The following is a 17,216-nucleotide window of genomic DNA, read 5'->3' on the forward strand; positions in this document are numbered from 1 at the left end:
GTAAATATATTTTAAAAATACTAAAGCGTTATGAAATGGTGGACTAAACGAATGGAACGTACAATTCAATTAATGGAAACCCATTTAAATATCGATCTTGGAAATCCGCCCTTTTTAAAATTAGATAACGGGTTGCAAATTCCATACTCTTCGATTAAGGGGATAACAACAGGTAGACCCATACCAAATGCTTTCAAGCTTTATGGTGCTTCTTTTGGAGGAACAAGAAATGGATTATTTAGATTCAATGGAGGTTATCATCTCTACTTTTTTTATAATGAGGTTGATACCCTTCATTTTGACTTGAATAATTTTCTTGTTGGTAAATTTAAAATATCAAAGTTAATCATTGATGTTAAAAACCCTGAAGAAATAAGTAAAACTATCTCCGAAAGATTGACGTGATAGTTCAATACCGAAAGGTCTACCGCACTGGCTTTTTTCAACTAACGGGCAGGTTAATGGGATAGGAGGAGTTGTGTGTTCTGGATAAAATTTTGTTTGATTGCGATAATTGTTTTTGTCCTTATTTCAACAGTTAAGCTTCTTCTGAGGAACCTACTCAAAATTGAGGAAGTAAAAAAAGAGTTTTTTTCTTTTAATCACATAAACGAGTTACATAGAAAAATCGATAAAGGTTTGAGAACTTTTTCTGCGATTACTCTGGTGATTCTATCTTTTGTGCTGTTGTTTTATTATGAAGATTTAATTTACCTAATTTTAATTGCAGTAATTGCTTTTATGGTATTGGATTATATGGTAAGAGCATTTTTCGAATGGAAATATACTCAATATCCGAAGCAATCTATTTTGACTTTAACTGAAATGTGTTTAATTTTAATAGCAATAATAATCGTTATTGAATTTAAATTACTTGGTCCCCTATTAAGCTAACGGGACACGATAGCACAGCGGTGGAACCGATCCATGGCTTGTTTTATATTGCTGGAAATCCGCTCAGCTAACGGGCAGTTTAGTGAAAAAGTCAAGGTTTAATCTTTGCTCAGTGAGGGGTCCATTATCTGGAATAAGAGGGATTTCCTGAATTATATAAGTTTGTAATAATTGGTGTTAAGCAAACTGTCTAGTTAATTATTTTGATTAATTTAATTTTTATTTTATAGCTTCATATTGATGTGAATTCATCATTAATTTGAAATAAAGGTTAATTAATACTATCTTAAATGGGCGATAAATATGTTAAATTGGAGGATAATCAAAAATGAAGAAAATGGTTAGTGTTCTTCTTGCTTGTATTTGGGTTATAACAATAACGGGATGTGGCGGAGAATCGAATGAACATGAAGGTGAAGCAAAAACGCCGTCAGGTTCAAGTGTCCAAGAGGGTAGAAATCACCAAGATGTTATTAATGATTTTGAAGAACAAGGTTTCAAGAAAATTAAAACAGAAAAACTAGAGGATTTAATTACAGGTTGGATAACAAAAGATGGAGAGGTTGAAGAAGTATCTGTTGGCGGCGATGTTGATTATTCTCCAGATGAATGGGTATCTTCGGATACAGAAGTCATTATTAAGTATCACACATTCAAAAAAGAAGAAACTGAGAGTGTAGCAGAATCTGAGGTAAAGGATAATTCAAGTGCAGAAAAGACAGAAGAAGAAATCTTAACAGTAGATAACAACAAAGAATTAGCAGAGATACTTAGCACAAAAGACGAGTCTAGTACTCTTTTTAAAGAATTTGCTCAGAAGTATGCTGGAAGAACCATTGAGTTTGATGGGAATACCGCTTATGTGAGTAAACACGAAAATTATAAAACAAGATTTAATTATTTAATTTTTGCTGGAGATTATAGTACAACTACTTTCTCGGGACCTGAATTCCAATTTAGAAATGTTAATTACTTTGATTTACATCTTACAGGAGATAATATTCCTGATCCTTTTGGAGTAGGTCTTAATATTCGTATCATTGCTACGGTTGAAGAATATGATGAAAATCCAGGTCTTATTCTACTCAAGCCAGTTTCTATCAAAATGAGATAAATTGTCAACACCAACTTAATAATCCCCACAAGTAGCAGTTGAAAATTCCCTAGATAGAGCTTAATTACGGTTCTTTACTTTCCAATAACTCCGGTTTGAAAAAGCCCGCCTTTTTCTTTTCTTTAATCCTGTAGCTCTCACCCTTGATGGGTTACGGAATGATGGAGGAGACGGTCTAGGATCGCAGTAGCAAGTACCGTATCGCCGAATATTTCACCCCAAGATCCATACGACTTATTGGAGGTGAGAATGATGGAGCCTTTCTCAAACCGTTCAGAGATAATCTGGAAGAAAAAGTGAGCGGCAGCATCATCCATCTTTCGGTAACCAATTTCATCAATAATGAGTAGATCTGCTTTGGGAAACATTCGTACCTTTTGTTTCATCGTATTCGTTTGATGTGCCTGCTGTAGGGTCTGGACGAGATCATGAGCTGTAATGAAGTATTGATATTTATACACTAGCTCGGTCGGTTGATTTTGACGGCAGAATACTGTATGAGGCTGTATTTGAAACATTCCAACAGAGAGAAAACTATCTACGCAATGCCATAAAGAAGGACCACGATGTTAGTAAACTTGTAGATATACTTTTGAATAGAAATTGAGATATCTTTACCTAGTTTCAATTCAATCATGTAAGTCCGATTAGCTCTTTCAAGTTGTTTTGTTAAATACTTTATCTGATCAAAATCAGCAGGAGCTTATTACCCTCACCCATTTTGTACCAGTATTTGCCTATATATACTTCTACATGTTATTATTTATATGCTAAATTGAACGCGAAAAGGGGAAGAATTTAAATGAAGAAGAAAGTACTTATTGGACTATCAATTTTTATTCTGCTATTTATTGCTGGAGTAAGGTATTTTTTTTACTACAATATAGAATGTATGTCCTGCTTACCACAAGGCGTACAAATTGAAGAGGTCGTTTCACCAGATGAAATGCATAGCTTAAGAGCCTATATAGTTAATGAACATGCTACAACCCCATTTTCCGTAAGAGTCGAAGTTCTGGATATGGACACAAACAAAACAAAAAATATATACTGGAACTTTCCGCAACAAGATGTTCATATGAAATGGAAAGACAACAATATTGTTATCATTGATAATAAAGAATTGAATATTACTTCTGATATATACGATAAGAGAAATGTAAAATAAAATGCACTTTGATTTAAGAATCTATATCAGCAATCTACGATCTTAGGAATCGTTAAGATTTATGAGTATTAATGCCCCAACATAAAAAGTGCACCTCTTATTTGGAAAAGAGAGATGCACTTTTTTACATGTCTATGAATTTTTAAAGTTCAATATGATTATCCCTGCTATTACGGGCGGTTCATTACAATGTTTCTCGAGCAGTCATTACATACCCTGAGCTAGTTGAATATTAATATCCATTATTATAATAATCAATACCATTCTGAATATAAGTTTGATCAGTAGGATCATCAAAATAACTATTAGCCCATGAAGAGTTACTTGTTCCACTAATAATTTGATATATTCCTGCTCCTGCTTTTAAAGTCGTTGCCGAATATCCAAAAGCCCTACCAATATAACCAAAGTGCATATTTCCTAAGTCCTCACCAGTGTACCAGTAGCCATTAAAGGAATAATTCCCTTTATAATATTGTTTATAGTCCCAGGGTCCACCCGACTTTACTTGTCCAACAAAATAACCATTAAGCAAACTATTAAAACAAACAGATGGGGCTGTAGGGGCTGTAAGGATACAAGCATTTAGAAATTCGCTTTTCTTTGCGTTCACGGTAGCCTTATTGTTGTGCATTATTTGGGTGAAAGATGTAGTAATATTCGTTGATCCAGGTGGTGGTGGTCCTACTGCATTAGTCCCAACTTCTCCTAGGGTTTCTATATTTGTTGAAACTTCAATTACTGTAGAGGCATCCAAACCTGTTGAGGCATCTGCATTTTGTACAAATGAAAGCGTAGACAATAAAACGAATGCAACTCCAAATAGTATTTTTTTCATAGTGTAGGTATCCTCTCTTAAATAAATTAATTAATAGTGTTAAGGTGGCCACCCTTAACACTATTAATACATAAAATATAAACTTTTGTCAAATAATGTTCCTTTTTCTAATAGATATACTATTTAACTTTTCTCATTGATACCAGAGATATACCCGTAGTCATATCCGTATCCAATTTATAAAGTCCTTGAATTGTAATTCTTGTATATATTAGGCGGTGGATACTTCTACTACTCCTGTTATTATAGTGTCATCATGAATCTGTAAAGTTACCCTCTGACCGTTCGCTACTGCTATAAGTAGTTCATCTTTCACATTCATGTACTAAATAAGTCCCTGATCCCCGACCGCCTAATGCAACCTTAACTAAAAACACATTCAGTGTGAGCCAATAAGCTACCATCTCAATAGCTCTTTCCGAAATAGCCCATGTCGGGATCCTGAACATAACAACCTTTCCTTCGCTGATCCACTTGAATAGATCAACCTCTGAATTAGGGAGTTGGCAGAATATCGGACGCAAGAACTCACTATTCATTATCTGCCCGATCCTTCGAGCTACAGGGGCGTATTTCTACGCTTGCATGCCTTAGAAGTACGGTTTTAATATAGTTGCTAACTCTTCAGCGCGCCCCTGAATGAACCACATCAATTCTTGTCGCAGGGGTTGGTGCATTTCATGGAGAGAATGCTTTCCGAAGGTCCGAAATATCGCCTAGCTCCTATCATCGTATTTCATCATTTCCAGCAGTTTAAAAAGTATCACGGCTTTGTAGAAATGATGATGGTAGCTAGTGCCAATTGGCATATATTTAAAAATACAAATAGCAAAGTATATGATCGACTCATGCCTTATCTTTGTAGTACCTTTGCTGATTCACAACGGGCATTTGAAGCGACAAAGAGGTAACAATTTATAGCAGTATGGTTGAGTCATGAAGGTGAGTACGAGAATCCTTTTGTTTGCGATGCATTACCCCTGATTGGTGATAGATATCTAACAGAAAATAATGAAAAACTTACTGTAGAGCATTCTATGGACACCGATTAGTTTATCGGTGTCTTTTTTCTTTTAGCTTGTGTCTAAAAGCATGCTTTTGGGCACGATTCTAGGAGGCTTGTTTTTGCGTGCCAAAACATCATAAAATCACTTTTGGCATGTGCCACTGAATTTGTAGGTGTTTTGGCACAAATATGTAGGGGGAATTATGGATGGAAATGGGATATGGACGAGTATCAGCAAAAGACCAGAATCCAGAGAGACAAGTCGTGAAATTTCGGGAGCTCGGGATTGATGAACGGTATGTCTTCGTCGATAAACTAAGCGGTAAGGATTTTAACCGACCTCGTTATCAAGCGATGCGTTTAATGATTCGGGAAGGAGATTTAATTTTCATCGATGCACTAGATCGGTTAGGTCGTGACTATGAGGGTATCATTAAGGAATGGAAATACATTACGCGGGATATGAAGCTGATATCGTTTGTCTGGATAACGAAACATTGTTTGATTCTCGAAAATTCAAGACAATGGGTGACTTCGGAAAAGTTATGGAAGACCAGTTTTTAAGCCTATTAGCTTACATTGCTGAGCAAGAGAGGAAGAAGAACAGGCAGCGGCAAGCCGAAGGTATTGAGGTGGCAAAGGCTGACGGAGTTAAGTTTGGCAGACCAAGATTAGAAATTAGTAACTCATTCGTATATATGTATGAGAAATGGAATTCGGGTGCAATTACTGCCACGGATGCTATGAAGCAGTTGGATATGAAGCATAGAACTTTTTATCGGCGTGTAAAAGAGTATGAGGAAGTTTTGCCGTAAGACAATAGGCAGTGTTTTTCTTGCATGTATGAATACACTATGGTTATAAGGAGTCTATCAGGTTAATAAAGTACCAACTGGTAGAACAGTTTGTGTTTTGCAGTAAAATTGTTAGTGCTGTGCGATGTTTTGATCGACGATGATGTGGCTCTAAACATCAATGAACAATACTCGCAAATGAAACGTGACAAAGACGTCGCCAACCAAGTACCTTTTTCAATGCTCAACCATAGCTTCCAGAAGAAGTGTATCTTAAAACTTTAAAGGGAAGGACGGAGTGTGTGGGGACGGAAGGGTTATAAACATCAGGATAACCAGCGTGTAAACGAAAATTATGATAAAGGCAGAGTTGACGAACCCCGTTATTACCATATTTATCAAGCGAAATGTGGTATATTTATTTTAATGTGTTCGCATTGCTGGGTCACGTCCTTTCTGCTGAACGATGGCATCTCCCTGTCCTGAGATTTCCATACATACTTTCGGCAGGATTTCGGTTAGAATCATAACCATCCATTCCAAAGAAAAACGATTTATCATCCAAATGATCGCGGTTTTCTAAAGCAATCGTTTGATCTCTTCTGCCGATATAAAATTTCGCTAGCTGACTTTATTTCCAGAGCACCAACAACTCCAAGCTTCGCTAGATATCACGAAGAAGCGGTAGGTTTATTGAGTTTACGAATATTAGGGTCCTGTAACTGATGTCGAGGATGTTAATATCCTGAATGTCTTGAGAGAAGCGTATGAAGGCCGGAAGGAATCATTTGTAAATGAAAAATTATAGTGGGGGTAAGAATGATGACGATTGTGGCCGCTTACCGGTATGGATCTTTTGCTATTGTGATTAGTGATTTTCGAATTACGCATAAACAAGGAACTATAAAAAGTCAGTACGATGCTTGCATGAAGTATGCCCAACTTGGGTTTAATATGGGGATGTTTTTTGCCGGTGATGTGGAATATATACAAAAACTTATTCCAATCCTTCGCAGTATTCAATCAAGACTTACAACTGACAATGTGATAGATGAAAATGGACCTCTCAGGCAGGAATTGCTTGCTTTCAATCGAGGGTTAGGGATTGGAAAAAGGGTTTTTCAAGGAATTGGATTTTTGTTTGATCCTCAGTTTAATAAAAATGAAATATTTATGCTTCAAGGATTTTCGGGGACCGAAACTTTACAGGTAAAAAAGCTAGCTAGTGGGATGTGTACGATTATTGGTGAAGGCAGTAAGGTTCCGGATCTCCAGAATGCTCTTACAAACCTTGGGCGTGCTGGCTCTTCTTACACAAAAATTCGCAGCTTTCACCGCCGTATGCAACTTCAAAGCCGTATGATTTTTCCGAAAAGATATAAGAAGTATGACCAAGAGACAATTGCGAATTTGCTTCAGAACAAACTAAATCAAGTGATCCGTGGTTGTGGCACTGGAGTTTATAATGAATTGGGGATATCCCCCTACTACGTAAAGTCTCTTATAGGGAAATCCGGATTCTGCATGCTGAGTGGAACCAATGTAGATTCGCATATTACAACTGATTTTGATGAGAATGGGTCTGTGCCAAGAACAACTTATACTTACACACTTGAATGGGATGAGAAGGGAAAGGCTCTGTACTGGTCGGACAGCTTAAGTCCCGGTAGGGTAAAAGTACAAGAAATAGAAAAGTATATTATACCGAACACCCCTGTTCAAATGGCCGTTAATCCCAACGGTCAATTCGATCCATTTACTTTTGACGTTCCAACTCAAGATATTTATATTATGAATCAATGGGTTGAAGAGGGTGGATTTATTGAACGGACATTTTACAAGCAAATATGGCTAGAATCTGATTTTTACAACCCGGACCTTTATCGGATTGCTATTGATTGCAAGTGTCCACCCATAGAAATCGAAAGGTATAAACGAGGAGGAAAACATATTCTATTCGTGTCTGATGCACTAGCCAAGGAATTCGAAGAATCAGTAGCCAACCATGTTTTTGATCATGAATGGTTAGAACAATACATCATCAATTATGATTCATTTTATAAATAAAACTGCAATTTTATGGAATGATCAGTAGTAGAAGATCTTTCTCTTGTTAAGAGTACATTAGCTATTAAACAAAGTTGAGAATTCGAAAACTTCCTTAAGAGTAATCGTGTGCCTTTCAAAAATATAAATATATACAAAGTAGGGAGAACAAAGTGGCTACTATTCCTGGTGTTTACATCATTGAATCGCTTAGTTTCGAGGACGAAAATGAGAATAGATATGAAGGTAGACTTCTTAAGGAAATTCTTCATTTATCCGGAAGCAAGACTATTTACAAGTATATCAGAACGATATCAGAGCTAGAGTATATGATTGAAAACTTCTTTGAAAGTAAGTATAGATATTTGCATATATCATGCCACGGTGATCAAGAAAGTTTTGGTTTAACAATAGATAATGACGTTCCATTTAAGATATTTTGCAAAATGTTAAAGGACTTTGATAATAGAAGATTATTTCTCTCCTCATGCAGTGTTTGTAACGATAGTTTAATTAGAAATCTTAAATCCAATGGGAAACCGCTGTCAGTTGTGGGACCTTCAAAAGATGTTGGGTTTTCATCTGCTGCAATATTTTGGGCATCTATCTATCATTTAATGTTCTCAAAAGAGGGTGAAAAAATGAGTAATAAGAATATGAAAGAAACTCTGAGGGAAATATCGATTCTGTATGGGTTAAATATGAGATCATATATTAGAAGCAAAAATTTATACACGAAAGAAGACTACTGCCGAAAATAGTGATGTAATAATTCGGTTTTACTACAAAGCAATATAAACTTAGCTAATATGAATCGTATAATATCCAAAACTCCTGTCCGATTTTTGACAATAAATCGACCTAACACCAGTTAATAAATAGCATTCCGCAAAGCCGTACTGGATAAGACTTCACGGGATTTGTTAATACTATTCAATTAGGTTCGAATCACCGACAACAGTTCGACTCCCCTCGCCTCCACCAACCTACTTAAAAACGAACACAATATACATTTTTGGTGGATTCGTAGTAACATTATGGTTCTAAATAAAGGGACAGTTAAGAGTAAATTCTTAGCTGTCCCTTTATTTTTGCTATTAGTAATGTAAGAGAAAAGGTTTTACCTCAGGTTGCAAGGGTCTTTTGTAAGTAACAGTAAAGAATTTCTAGTACATAAGAAGGGTTTTGTTGGAATTTGTCGAAAGAAAGAGGTGAGTGAGATGTTCGGAAGGGGTTGGAGATAATTAATACAAGTGATTTAAGAAAATGGCTGGAATCAAAACCATATTGGGATCAACAGGTTTGGTGCTTTGCAATAAACGAGGGTAAACTAAATGAAGAAAACATTCAAGAAGTATTTAAATTGCTTTTAGAAGATAATAAGGTAACAGTGAAAGATAATGTAGTACGTAATCCGATTGATTTTCAAAATGTCTCATCTGACAATACGGATAATGAAGAATTAAAATTAACTTATATTAAGGAAATTAGTAACTTACAGCATGTTAACGCTCTTCAATCTGATCAAAAATTAGTATTTGGAAAGAATCTTACTCTCATTTATGGAGAAAATGGCTCTGGGAAATCAGGGTATTCTCGATTACTCAGCTCAGCATGCTTCTCACGTGGAGACAAGAATATACTTCCTAACCTAAGAGAAACAAAAGTCTCAAAAGCAACAAAAGCGTCGGCAGATATTAAGGTAATCATTGGCGATAAACAAGAAATTATTAAATATAAAGAAGATGACAATCATGAATTATTGCAAAAGTTCTCAGTTTTTGACTCATCAAGTGTTCAAATACATATAAATAGTACCTCGAATGTAACTTTTACTCCAGTTCAACTAAAGGCTTTTGAACATGTTATCGAAGCCTATAATGAGTTGGAAAAGAAAATAGAGCATGAAAAAGAAATTCGAAAGACTCAAAATCCAACAGTGGGTCGTTTTGAGAATGAAAGTTTAATCTCCCGTTTTTGTAAAGAAATAACTCACAATACTACTTCAGAACAAATTAATCAATGGAATTATACCACAAGTGCTACTGAGCGAGCAGACACCATTAATGAAGAATTGCGAGTACTACGCAAATTGGATGTTGAGTCGAAGAAAAAACAAATGAACACTGAATTGAAAGAAATTATAGAGTTACTTGCTGAATTGGAAAAAATCAACTCAACTTTAAACGTTGAATATATAACAACACAAATTTCTTTCATTAATGAGGTAGTTCATAAAACTGAACTTTCAAAGAGAATTGGGGCCTGTTCATTTAATGATGAGTTGTTTTTGACTACTGGATCAGATGAATGGAAATCCCTCATATGTACTGCGAGAACTTTACTGGACAATGAAAAAGAGCTGAATAATCAATTTACTCTTACAAAATGCCCCTTATGCAAACAGAATTTAGGTGACAGCGAGGTGTCACTTTTTGAACGTTATTGGACGTTCTTAGAAGGGAAATCCATAAGTGAGCTTGAACAATCAAAAGAAAAATTGGAGAGTCATAAAATGCTGCTCAGTCAACTTGAAATCCCAAAGTTTAATTTGGATTCACCAGGAGCAAGAATAGTTATGGATATTGACAACGAGTACTTTGCTTACTTAAAAGACCAGATTGATAGTGTAGTTGATATCAAAGCAATTGTAGAGGCTAGAGCTGATGATTTGGAGACTATTAATTTTCCACAGGTGGTGCCGCTACTATTAGAAAAGTTAAAAGGTATGATTGTAGATATAGAGAAGAAGATTGAAGAGTTGGGCGACCCAGATGCTGAGATCAAGAGATTAGAAGCGGAATTAACACTAATTGCACATCGTAAAATATACTCACAAATAAAAGTAGAAGTAAATACGTATGTTAGTAATCAACGATGGCTAAAGTCTTGTGAACAAATAACATTCCCGAAGCGACAAGTTACAGCAAAGCAAAGAGAGCTTTTTGATCAAATTGTTACAGAAGAATATAGGCGTAGCTTTGCTGAAGAATGCGAAACATTAAGCTGTAATTTTGGAGTATCAGTTACGACTAGAGGTGTCAGTGGCTCAACTGTAAAGGAACTGCGTCTAAATATATCTTCCGACTATAAGGTGGGGAAGATTTTAAGTGAAGGTGAGCAAAGGGTCTGTGCATTGGCGGATTTTCTTACAGAAATTTCTTTAGACAAACGAAACTGTGGGATAATTTTTGATGATCCAGTGACGTCGTTAGATCATGTAAGAAAAAGACAAATTGCTCAAAGGTTAGTCATTGAATCTGAAAGACGACAAGTCATTATTCTAACACATGATAAAGTCTTTTTAAGCTATCTTGCAGATATTTCTGCTAATTTAGAGACTCCGTATGAAGCACATTGGATTCAACGCTTGGGGGGAAGGCCGGGAAAAATATCACTTAATAGCAGCCCCAAACTTGCTACTCTTCCAGTTATCTCACAGGAGGTTGATCGTTTTATTGCAGAGGCAGGGTTATTGGATGATCAACAACAGCAGCAACAAAAGCTTATAGATTCTTTGGGTCTTCTAAGGAGTGCATGTGAGGCTGTAATAGAGCAGGTGTTGTTTAATAAAACCATTCAAAGGCATGATGACTATATACGAGTAAGTAACCTATTAGAGGTTCCGTGGGACGACTCAAAAGCTCAAAAAATAGTTAATCTTCATGGAATACTATCAAGATATATTGATGCACACAATCGAAGTGATACAATGCGTGAAGAGCCTATCACAGTTGATTTAGTCAAGAGTCATAGGAAACAGTTTATTGAAATTAGGGACGAGTTGAGTTCCATTAAGAAAGCCAAAAGTAATGAATTGAAAAGCCGAAAATCGAATTCTCCGTGGTAGTATGGTTCGATTAGAAGAAGCTTTCACAGTAAATAAAAGCGAAGTTGCCGGATAGTGCATTGGAAACGGCGACTTCATCGCTGTTTTCGGTAGCGGTTACACAACTTATTGAAAAAACTCGTACGCTGGATGGAGAAACTGCAGAATGCTGAAAAATGTGACATAGCGGATTTTGGAAAGATGTAAACCTGCGGAAGATAAGGAAAATTTGTGAGGTGTAAAGATGCTAGAAAACACATCCGCTCTTGCTCTCAAAATGAAAGATCAAGATGTAATTGAAGCAATTCAGAAAGATGGGTTTTATATTGACAGAGTTGAAAAAACACTCGAAAGATGTTTAGTTGCTGTTAAGCAAAATGGTCGTGTATTAAAAAAGATTCCCAAAGCTTTACATACAGTAGATTTGTGTCTTGAAGCTGTAAAACAAAATGGTCTGGCCCTGGAGTATATTTCGGAAAAAGTGCTGACGAGCGAGATTTGCTTAGAAGCGGTTAGAAATAATGGAACAGCGTTATCTTACGTTCTCGACAAATTCCAAACAAGAGAATTACGTCTTGAGGCAGTAAAGCAAGATGGCGAAGCTCTTCAATATATCCCTGAGAGATATAAATCGAAAAGCGTCTGCATGAAAGCCGTCATGCAGAATGGTTTAGCACTTAGATATGTTCCACCCAGTATGTTATCAAAAGAGTTTTACTTGTCAGCAGTTGAGCAGAATGGACTGGCTTTGGAATATGTGCCAAGCAATAGTAAAAGCAAGGGGTTATGTCTTACCGCTGTCAATAATAATGCGCTGGCAATGAAGTATATCCCTAATAGGTTTAAAATAGTAGATTTGTGCAATAAGGCAGTACTCTCAAATTGGAGATCTTTTCTTTATATGCCTGAAAGCATGTATACTTTAGATAGTTGCCTTGAGATATCCAAACAGATATTAAGCGATTGTGATAGTTATTCAGATATGTCGTTCAATGACCGTTTATATATTAAAGAAATATTTAAAAAAATCTCCGATGATGTAAACAACGAATTTCAAATCATCAGATTAGAAAGGCAACTAAAAGTAAGATATTTTGAGGAAAAGTTATTCGATAGAAGCACAAATAAGTTTATGACTAAGGAGTCTATTTGTTATAGAGAAGAGGATGAAGTAAAAGAATTTGAGACTTTTATCAAGTTTTATGAATATGTAGATGGAAATTTGGGAAATTCCAATTTATATGATTTTGATTTTAAAGGAATCAATCTTAAAGATTTTAACATTGAAGGAGCCTATATTAGTAGTGCTGTGCTAATAGCACAAAAACTTTATGACGATTCTTTCTTTTCCAAGAATATCAGAGATTACAATAATAACTCGGAATTGATGTTTTCTGCTGAAAATGAGGTAGTTGAGGCAAGTACCATTCTTCACGATTCTGACTTTGGTTCCATCGCCACGTTAAATGAGAAGTTTCGTAAAATATATTATATTAGCGATATTCATCTTGATCATAAACTGAAAAAAGAATTTCCATCACATGCGACTAAACAAGAAGTCATACAATATATTAGACAACTAATCAGCAAAATGGTAAACACTGCAGCAGAAAAGTCATATGGTGATTATCTGCTAATAGCAGGAGATATATCTTACAACTTTGAAATATCTACGTTATTTTATTCAGAGTTGGTCAAGCATTGGAGCCATCGCAAAATAGTAGTAGTGCTTGGAAATCACGAATTATGGGATTTTAATCTAAATGGGGCTGCTTCTGCTCATTCGAATACTTTAGAAGATATAATTCAACGATTTAGGGAGTTGTTTATTAATTTAGGGATTTGTTTTTTGCAAAATGAACTATTGATTTTAAATGAAACGGAACATGTAATTATTTCTGAAGAGCAGTTGAAGTCTATTGATCCAAATGAACTGAAAATTAGCTGCCTAAAAAGCTCTCTTGTGATATTAGGCGGGTTAGGCTATTCTGGGTTAAATCCTGATTTTAACGCCGCACAAGGAATTTATCGGAAAACTATTAAGTCATTAGATGAAGATATCGAACAGACAAAGTTATTTGAACTTATTTATAAAAAAGTAAACAATGCTATTGGGGATAATCGGGTTATTATTCTCACTCACACTCCAAAGGAAAATTGGTCGCATGAAAAATATAATAGTAATTGGATATATGTAAATGGACATACTCATCGAAACGATTACTATAATAATGATGAAAAGACAGTCTATGCAGATAATCAAATTGGTTATTACACCAGTAGTGTTGGCTTGAAGTATTTTAATGTTTCTAAACATTATGATATTTTCAAGTACTATACAGACGGCATATATATCATCTCAAGAGAGCAATATTTACACTTCAATCGAGGTGTGGGAATCAATTTATCTTTTAATAGAATCGGCAAAATCCATATGCTAAAGAATCGCGACATATATTTCTTTATATTTGAAAATGCAGAGTTAGGAAAGTTTTATCTGTTGAATGGAGGAGTGATTAATAAATTAGATCATAACGATATTAATTACTACTTTGAAAGAATGCCATACTATTCGGACGCTATCAAAGGATTATTTAGTGGATATCATCAAGTATTGAAATCCATATCGAATAACATTAAGTCGATTGGCGGAACCGGAACAATTCACGGATGTATCGTAGATATAGATTTTTACAATCATATTTATGTGAATCCAGAAGATGGAACAATGACTCCATATTATGCTTTATCGACTGTTGATAAATATGTGTATCGAAATGTTGGAGCTCTTCTAAAAAAGAAAAGAAAAGACTTATATGATAATTACACAAAGTTCTTAGATGGTAAGAGCGATGATATCAAGTTGTTGAAAGGTGAAATAAATGTAGGAAAAATTGAAACATCACAATTCATTTCGGAAACTGATATGTATAGACCATCAAGGATTATGAGGTCATTACAGTACTTGACTGATGTTAATGTTATAAGAATTTGGAATGATCAAGTTATGGATATCCAACCTTGCATTGAAGACTAAATTTCTGTTTGCGTCTCTCTTGGAGACCACATGGGCTATCAATGACCTGCGCAAGATTGCTGGAAATGCCATTGATCAAAAGTCTTTGGTGCATTATGCGTAAGGTAACTAAAGACGGAAGTCGATCGATCAAGCAACGGAGAGACTTGACGAGGTTAATAAACAGCTAAAGATTATTCAAAGAAATCGGATGGAACTTGTTGATAAATTGATGCAAAAGGTTTTGGATGATGAAACTTTTAAACTGTACAATGAAGGTATGGGGATTAAACAGGAGAATCTAGAGCAAGAAGTGAAAGTATTGGAATCCAAACTCCCCCAAGAACGGGAAAACAAAGACGCTATTCACGAGTTGGGAGTTCGTCCTTTACTCAATTGGACTTTTCTAATGAAGATATTTTTCAAGTGAAATTCCAAAAGCTAATTTCCAAAGTTAAAAAATATGAAAGTCGAAAGTTGAAATTCATTATGGTTTTATAAATCCAGCGGGGGCTTAAATGCCCCTTCCATTCTATCAATAATAAGCATCCCATTCATGTGGAGTGTTGCTCACTACTAATCAGAAAAGAAGAAAACTAAGATGTGACGGTGTCGAAATCCCCAATTATGGGGATTTTTCTTTTTATTTGGTGACTTTTGGAATATAATCTATACTAGATTACAATTGAATATATTAGAGGTGCTCAATAATGAATGCGTTTAGATGGATATGGGAATGGTCAAAGAGGAATTTATCTAATATTTTTAGTATTATAGGCATACTACTTACAATATATTTTGGTGTGTATTTCGTTCCAGGATATCTTCAGGAAATGAGAGCGGAAAAAATAAATACTATCAATGAAGGTTTAATAGAGAACCTTCAGGAACTCATTTATAACAATCAAAGTCTTTCTATAGAAGAGATTGAATCCTTAATTAAGGCTAAAGAAATAAAGTATAGTATAACGTACCCTTACACGAAAGATGAGTTGTTAATACAAATTTCGGGAAGATTTTTGGAAAACAAATTTATTCCACTGGATCAAAGGAAGGGTTTAATCGAACGAATTCAAAATCTTCGAAAAGGTATCAATGAACCACAACTAAAGCCCAAAGAAGAATCCAATTCTTTAATGAAGTTTTTAGAATCATTACTAACTATAATTACATTTGGAGTAGCTATATTAGGTTTTAATAGTACCCTTCAGAAGGCTAAGCGTGACAGACAAGAACAGATTGAAGTGGACCTTGAAGAAAGAGAGACCGAAATTCAACACAGTATTATGAGTGCTTTTACGTTTGAAATAACTGTAAAGGAAGCCTTAAACGGTAAAAATTATACTCATCATAGTTATGGTAGAGACATGGGCTATGACTTCATAGTGAACGAAAATAACAAGGAGTTTGCAATACAGTGTAAATACTATAGAAGAGCAATTAATATATCTGAAATAAGAGTATTAATACATAGTATAAATAGATTAAATAATGATTTAATACTTGTAACTAATACCCAATTAACAAATTCAGCTCATCGCTATTTCGAGGAATATAATAGTAAATCAACTAATAAATTATATTTTGTGCAAGGAGTCTCTAAAGAGGATATAAAAAATCAGTTGAATAGCATTTTTCAAAATATATAGTAGTAATCCCCTCTAAGGGTTGATATCGACACTGTTTTCAAAGTAAAAGTTGGAGATGTTTGGTTGGGTGAATTATAAGGGAGAGTGTAACATGAATCGACATAATTGTCCTTGCTGTGGTTATCCCACATTAGAAGAAAGACGAGGTTGGGAAATTTGTTGTTTATGTAATGGAGGATGATGGGCAAGATGACCCCCATGCAGATAAAGTTTGGGGCGGTCCAAATTCAGATTATTCACTAACAGAGGCCAGGGGAAACTTCAAAAAGCATTATATCATGTATAGAGATAGACGAAGAATCTTAAAACAGACAGATAAAGAAATTCAAATAAAAATAGGTTTAATTAAAGCGTTTGAAAAACTTAGAATCGTTTCTAGTAAATCTACTCGACAAGTATGGCAAGAAATTGACGCACTCGAGAAGGCATTAGATGATATTGTTCATGAAAGTACAGAACGGTACAGTAATAACATTGAAAAAATCAAGTTATAATAAATCTAATTAATTCCGATAAACCTTTATCCCTTGCGATAAATGCTGAAGATGGAGATTTCGTACAAGACTTGTTGGTCCGATATTGTCAGCATAAAAATGAAAATGTAAGAGGAATAGCAATTCTTTGTTTTGGTCATATTGCGAGGATACATGGAACGGTTAATAAGGAACTCGTTATTCCACTTATAAATAATGGATTGAAAGATGAGAGTAAGTTTGTTAGAGGGCACACTCATTCAGCTTTAGATGATTTAAATATGGTTTGTAAGTAACAATGCCTCAGAGACTATTCTCTGAGGTTTTTTATAGATGGGGGTGGGTGGCGATTAGAACGATATTTGTATCTCATACCCCCATAACCGTTG

14 protein-coding genes and 2 pseudogenes are annotated in these 17,216 nt (G+C 35.1%); 14 read left to right on the forward strand and 2 right to left on the reverse strand.

The features are described from left to right. The first annotated feature begins 51 nt into the window (after positions 1-51). From ACP8HI_RS00715 to ACP8HI_RS00725, 3 genes are all read left to right on the forward strand, one after another. Positions 52-405 carry a hypothetical protein gene (locus tag ACP8HI_RS00715; RefSeq protein WP_068535889.1) on the forward strand — a complete coding sequence of 118 codons (354 nt, stop codon included), beginning with the start codon at positions 52-54 and terminating at the stop codon, positions 403-405. Between the two features lie 75 nt (positions 406-480). Next, positions 481-894 (forward strand): DUF4181 domain-containing protein, encoded by a 414-nt coding sequence (locus tag ACP8HI_RS00720; RefSeq protein ID WP_438349252.1) that lies wholly within the window; start codon positions 481-483, stop codon positions 892-894. A 328-nt stretch (positions 895-1,222) separates the two neighbouring features. Then, a complete protein-coding gene (locus tag ACP8HI_RS00725; protein ID WP_438349253.1) occupies positions 1,223-2,008 on the forward strand; it encodes a DUF4839 domain-containing protein in 786 nt (261 codons plus the stop codon). 64 nt (positions 2,009-2,072) lie between these two features. Here the strand turns inward: ACP8HI_RS00725 and ACP8HI_RS00730 are convergent. Then, positions 2,073-2,454 (reverse strand): annotated as a pseudogene (locus tag ACP8HI_RS00730) (ATP-binding protein); the annotation flags it as partial. A gap of 356 nt (positions 2,455-2,810) precedes the next feature. Between ACP8HI_RS00730 and ACP8HI_RS00735 the strand changes: the two are divergent. Further along, positions 2,811-3,176: a DUF5412 family protein gene (locus tag ACP8HI_RS00735; RefSeq protein WP_438349254.1), complete on the forward strand. Its 366-nt coding sequence runs from the start codon at positions 2,811-2,813 to the stop codon at positions 3,174-3,176. A 232-nt stretch (positions 3,177-3,408) separates the two neighbouring features. On the opposite strand, the gene ACP8HI_RS00740 is transcribed toward ACP8HI_RS00735, so the two are convergent. Next, positions 3,409-4,014, reverse strand: coding sequence for a polymorphic toxin type 44 domain-containing protein (locus ACP8HI_RS00740; protein ID WP_438349255.1), 606 nt, complete (start codon positions 4,012-4,014; stop codon positions 3,409-3,411). 680 nt (positions 4,015-4,694) lie between these two features. Between ACP8HI_RS00740 and ACP8HI_RS00745 the strand changes: the two genes are divergently transcribed. The 10 genes and pseudogenes from ACP8HI_RS00745 (at position 4,695) to ACP8HI_RS00790 (ending at position 17,123) form a co-directional block, all read left to right on the forward strand. Then, positions 4,695-4,925, forward strand: coding sequence for a hypothetical protein (locus ACP8HI_RS00745; protein ID WP_438349256.1), 231 nt, complete (start codon positions 4,695-4,697; stop codon positions 4,923-4,925). A gap of 302 nt (positions 4,926-5,227) precedes the next feature. Continuing rightward, positions 5,228-5,835 (forward strand): annotated as a pseudogene (locus ACP8HI_RS00750) (recombinase family protein). 798 nt (positions 5,836-6,633) lie between these two features. Further along, complete coding sequence (locus tag ACP8HI_RS00755) at positions 6,634-7,881, forward strand: hypothetical protein (protein WP_438349257.1); 1,248 nt, start codon at positions 6,634-6,636, stop codon at positions 7,879-7,881. 152 nt (positions 7,882-8,033) lie between these two features. Next, positions 8,034-8,621, forward strand: a complete 588-nt coding sequence (locus ACP8HI_RS00760; RefSeq protein ID WP_438349258.1) for a hypothetical protein — start codon at positions 8,034-8,036, stop codon at positions 8,619-8,621. Between the two features lie 473 nt (positions 8,622-9,094). After that, positions 9,095-11,710 (forward strand): AAA family ATPase, encoded by a 2,616-nt coding sequence (locus ACP8HI_RS00765; protein ID WP_438349259.1) that lies wholly within the window; start codon positions 9,095-9,097, stop codon positions 11,708-11,710. A 223-nt stretch (positions 11,711-11,933) separates the two neighbouring features. Beyond that, positions 11,934-14,726 carry a DUF4116 domain-containing protein gene (locus ACP8HI_RS00770; protein WP_438349260.1) on the forward strand — a complete coding sequence of 931 codons (2,793 nt, stop codon included), beginning with the start codon at positions 11,934-11,936 and terminating at the stop codon, positions 14,724-14,726. Positions 14,727-14,916: 190 nt separating this feature from the next. Next, entirely contained in the window at positions 14,917-15,135 is a 219-nt protein-coding gene (locus ACP8HI_RS00775) for a hypothetical protein (RefSeq protein WP_438349261.1), read from the forward strand. Between the two features lie 280 nt (positions 15,136-15,415). Further along, positions 15,416-16,354 (forward strand): restriction endonuclease, encoded by a 939-nt coding sequence (locus ACP8HI_RS00780; protein ID WP_438349262.1) that lies wholly within the window; start codon positions 15,416-15,418, stop codon positions 16,352-16,354. Positions 16,355-16,524: 170 nt separating this feature from the next. After that, the gene (locus tag ACP8HI_RS00785; protein WP_438349263.1) at positions 16,525-16,848 is read left to right on the forward strand and encodes a hypothetical protein; all 324 of its coding nucleotides are present in this window, start codon (positions 16,525-16,527) and stop codon (positions 16,846-16,848) included. A 74-nt stretch (positions 16,849-16,922) separates the two neighbouring features. Next, on the forward strand, positions 16,923-17,123 hold the full coding sequence (locus tag ACP8HI_RS00790; protein ID WP_438351661.1) for a hypothetical protein: 201 nt from the start codon (positions 16,923-16,925) through the stop codon (positions 17,121-17,123). The last annotated feature ends 93 nt before the right edge of the window (positions 17,124-17,216 follow it).

The organism is Paenibacillus sp. FA6 (assembly GCF_051550225.1).
GTDB lineage: Bacteria > Bacillota > Bacilli > Paenibacillales > Paenibacillaceae > Paenibacillus_AQ.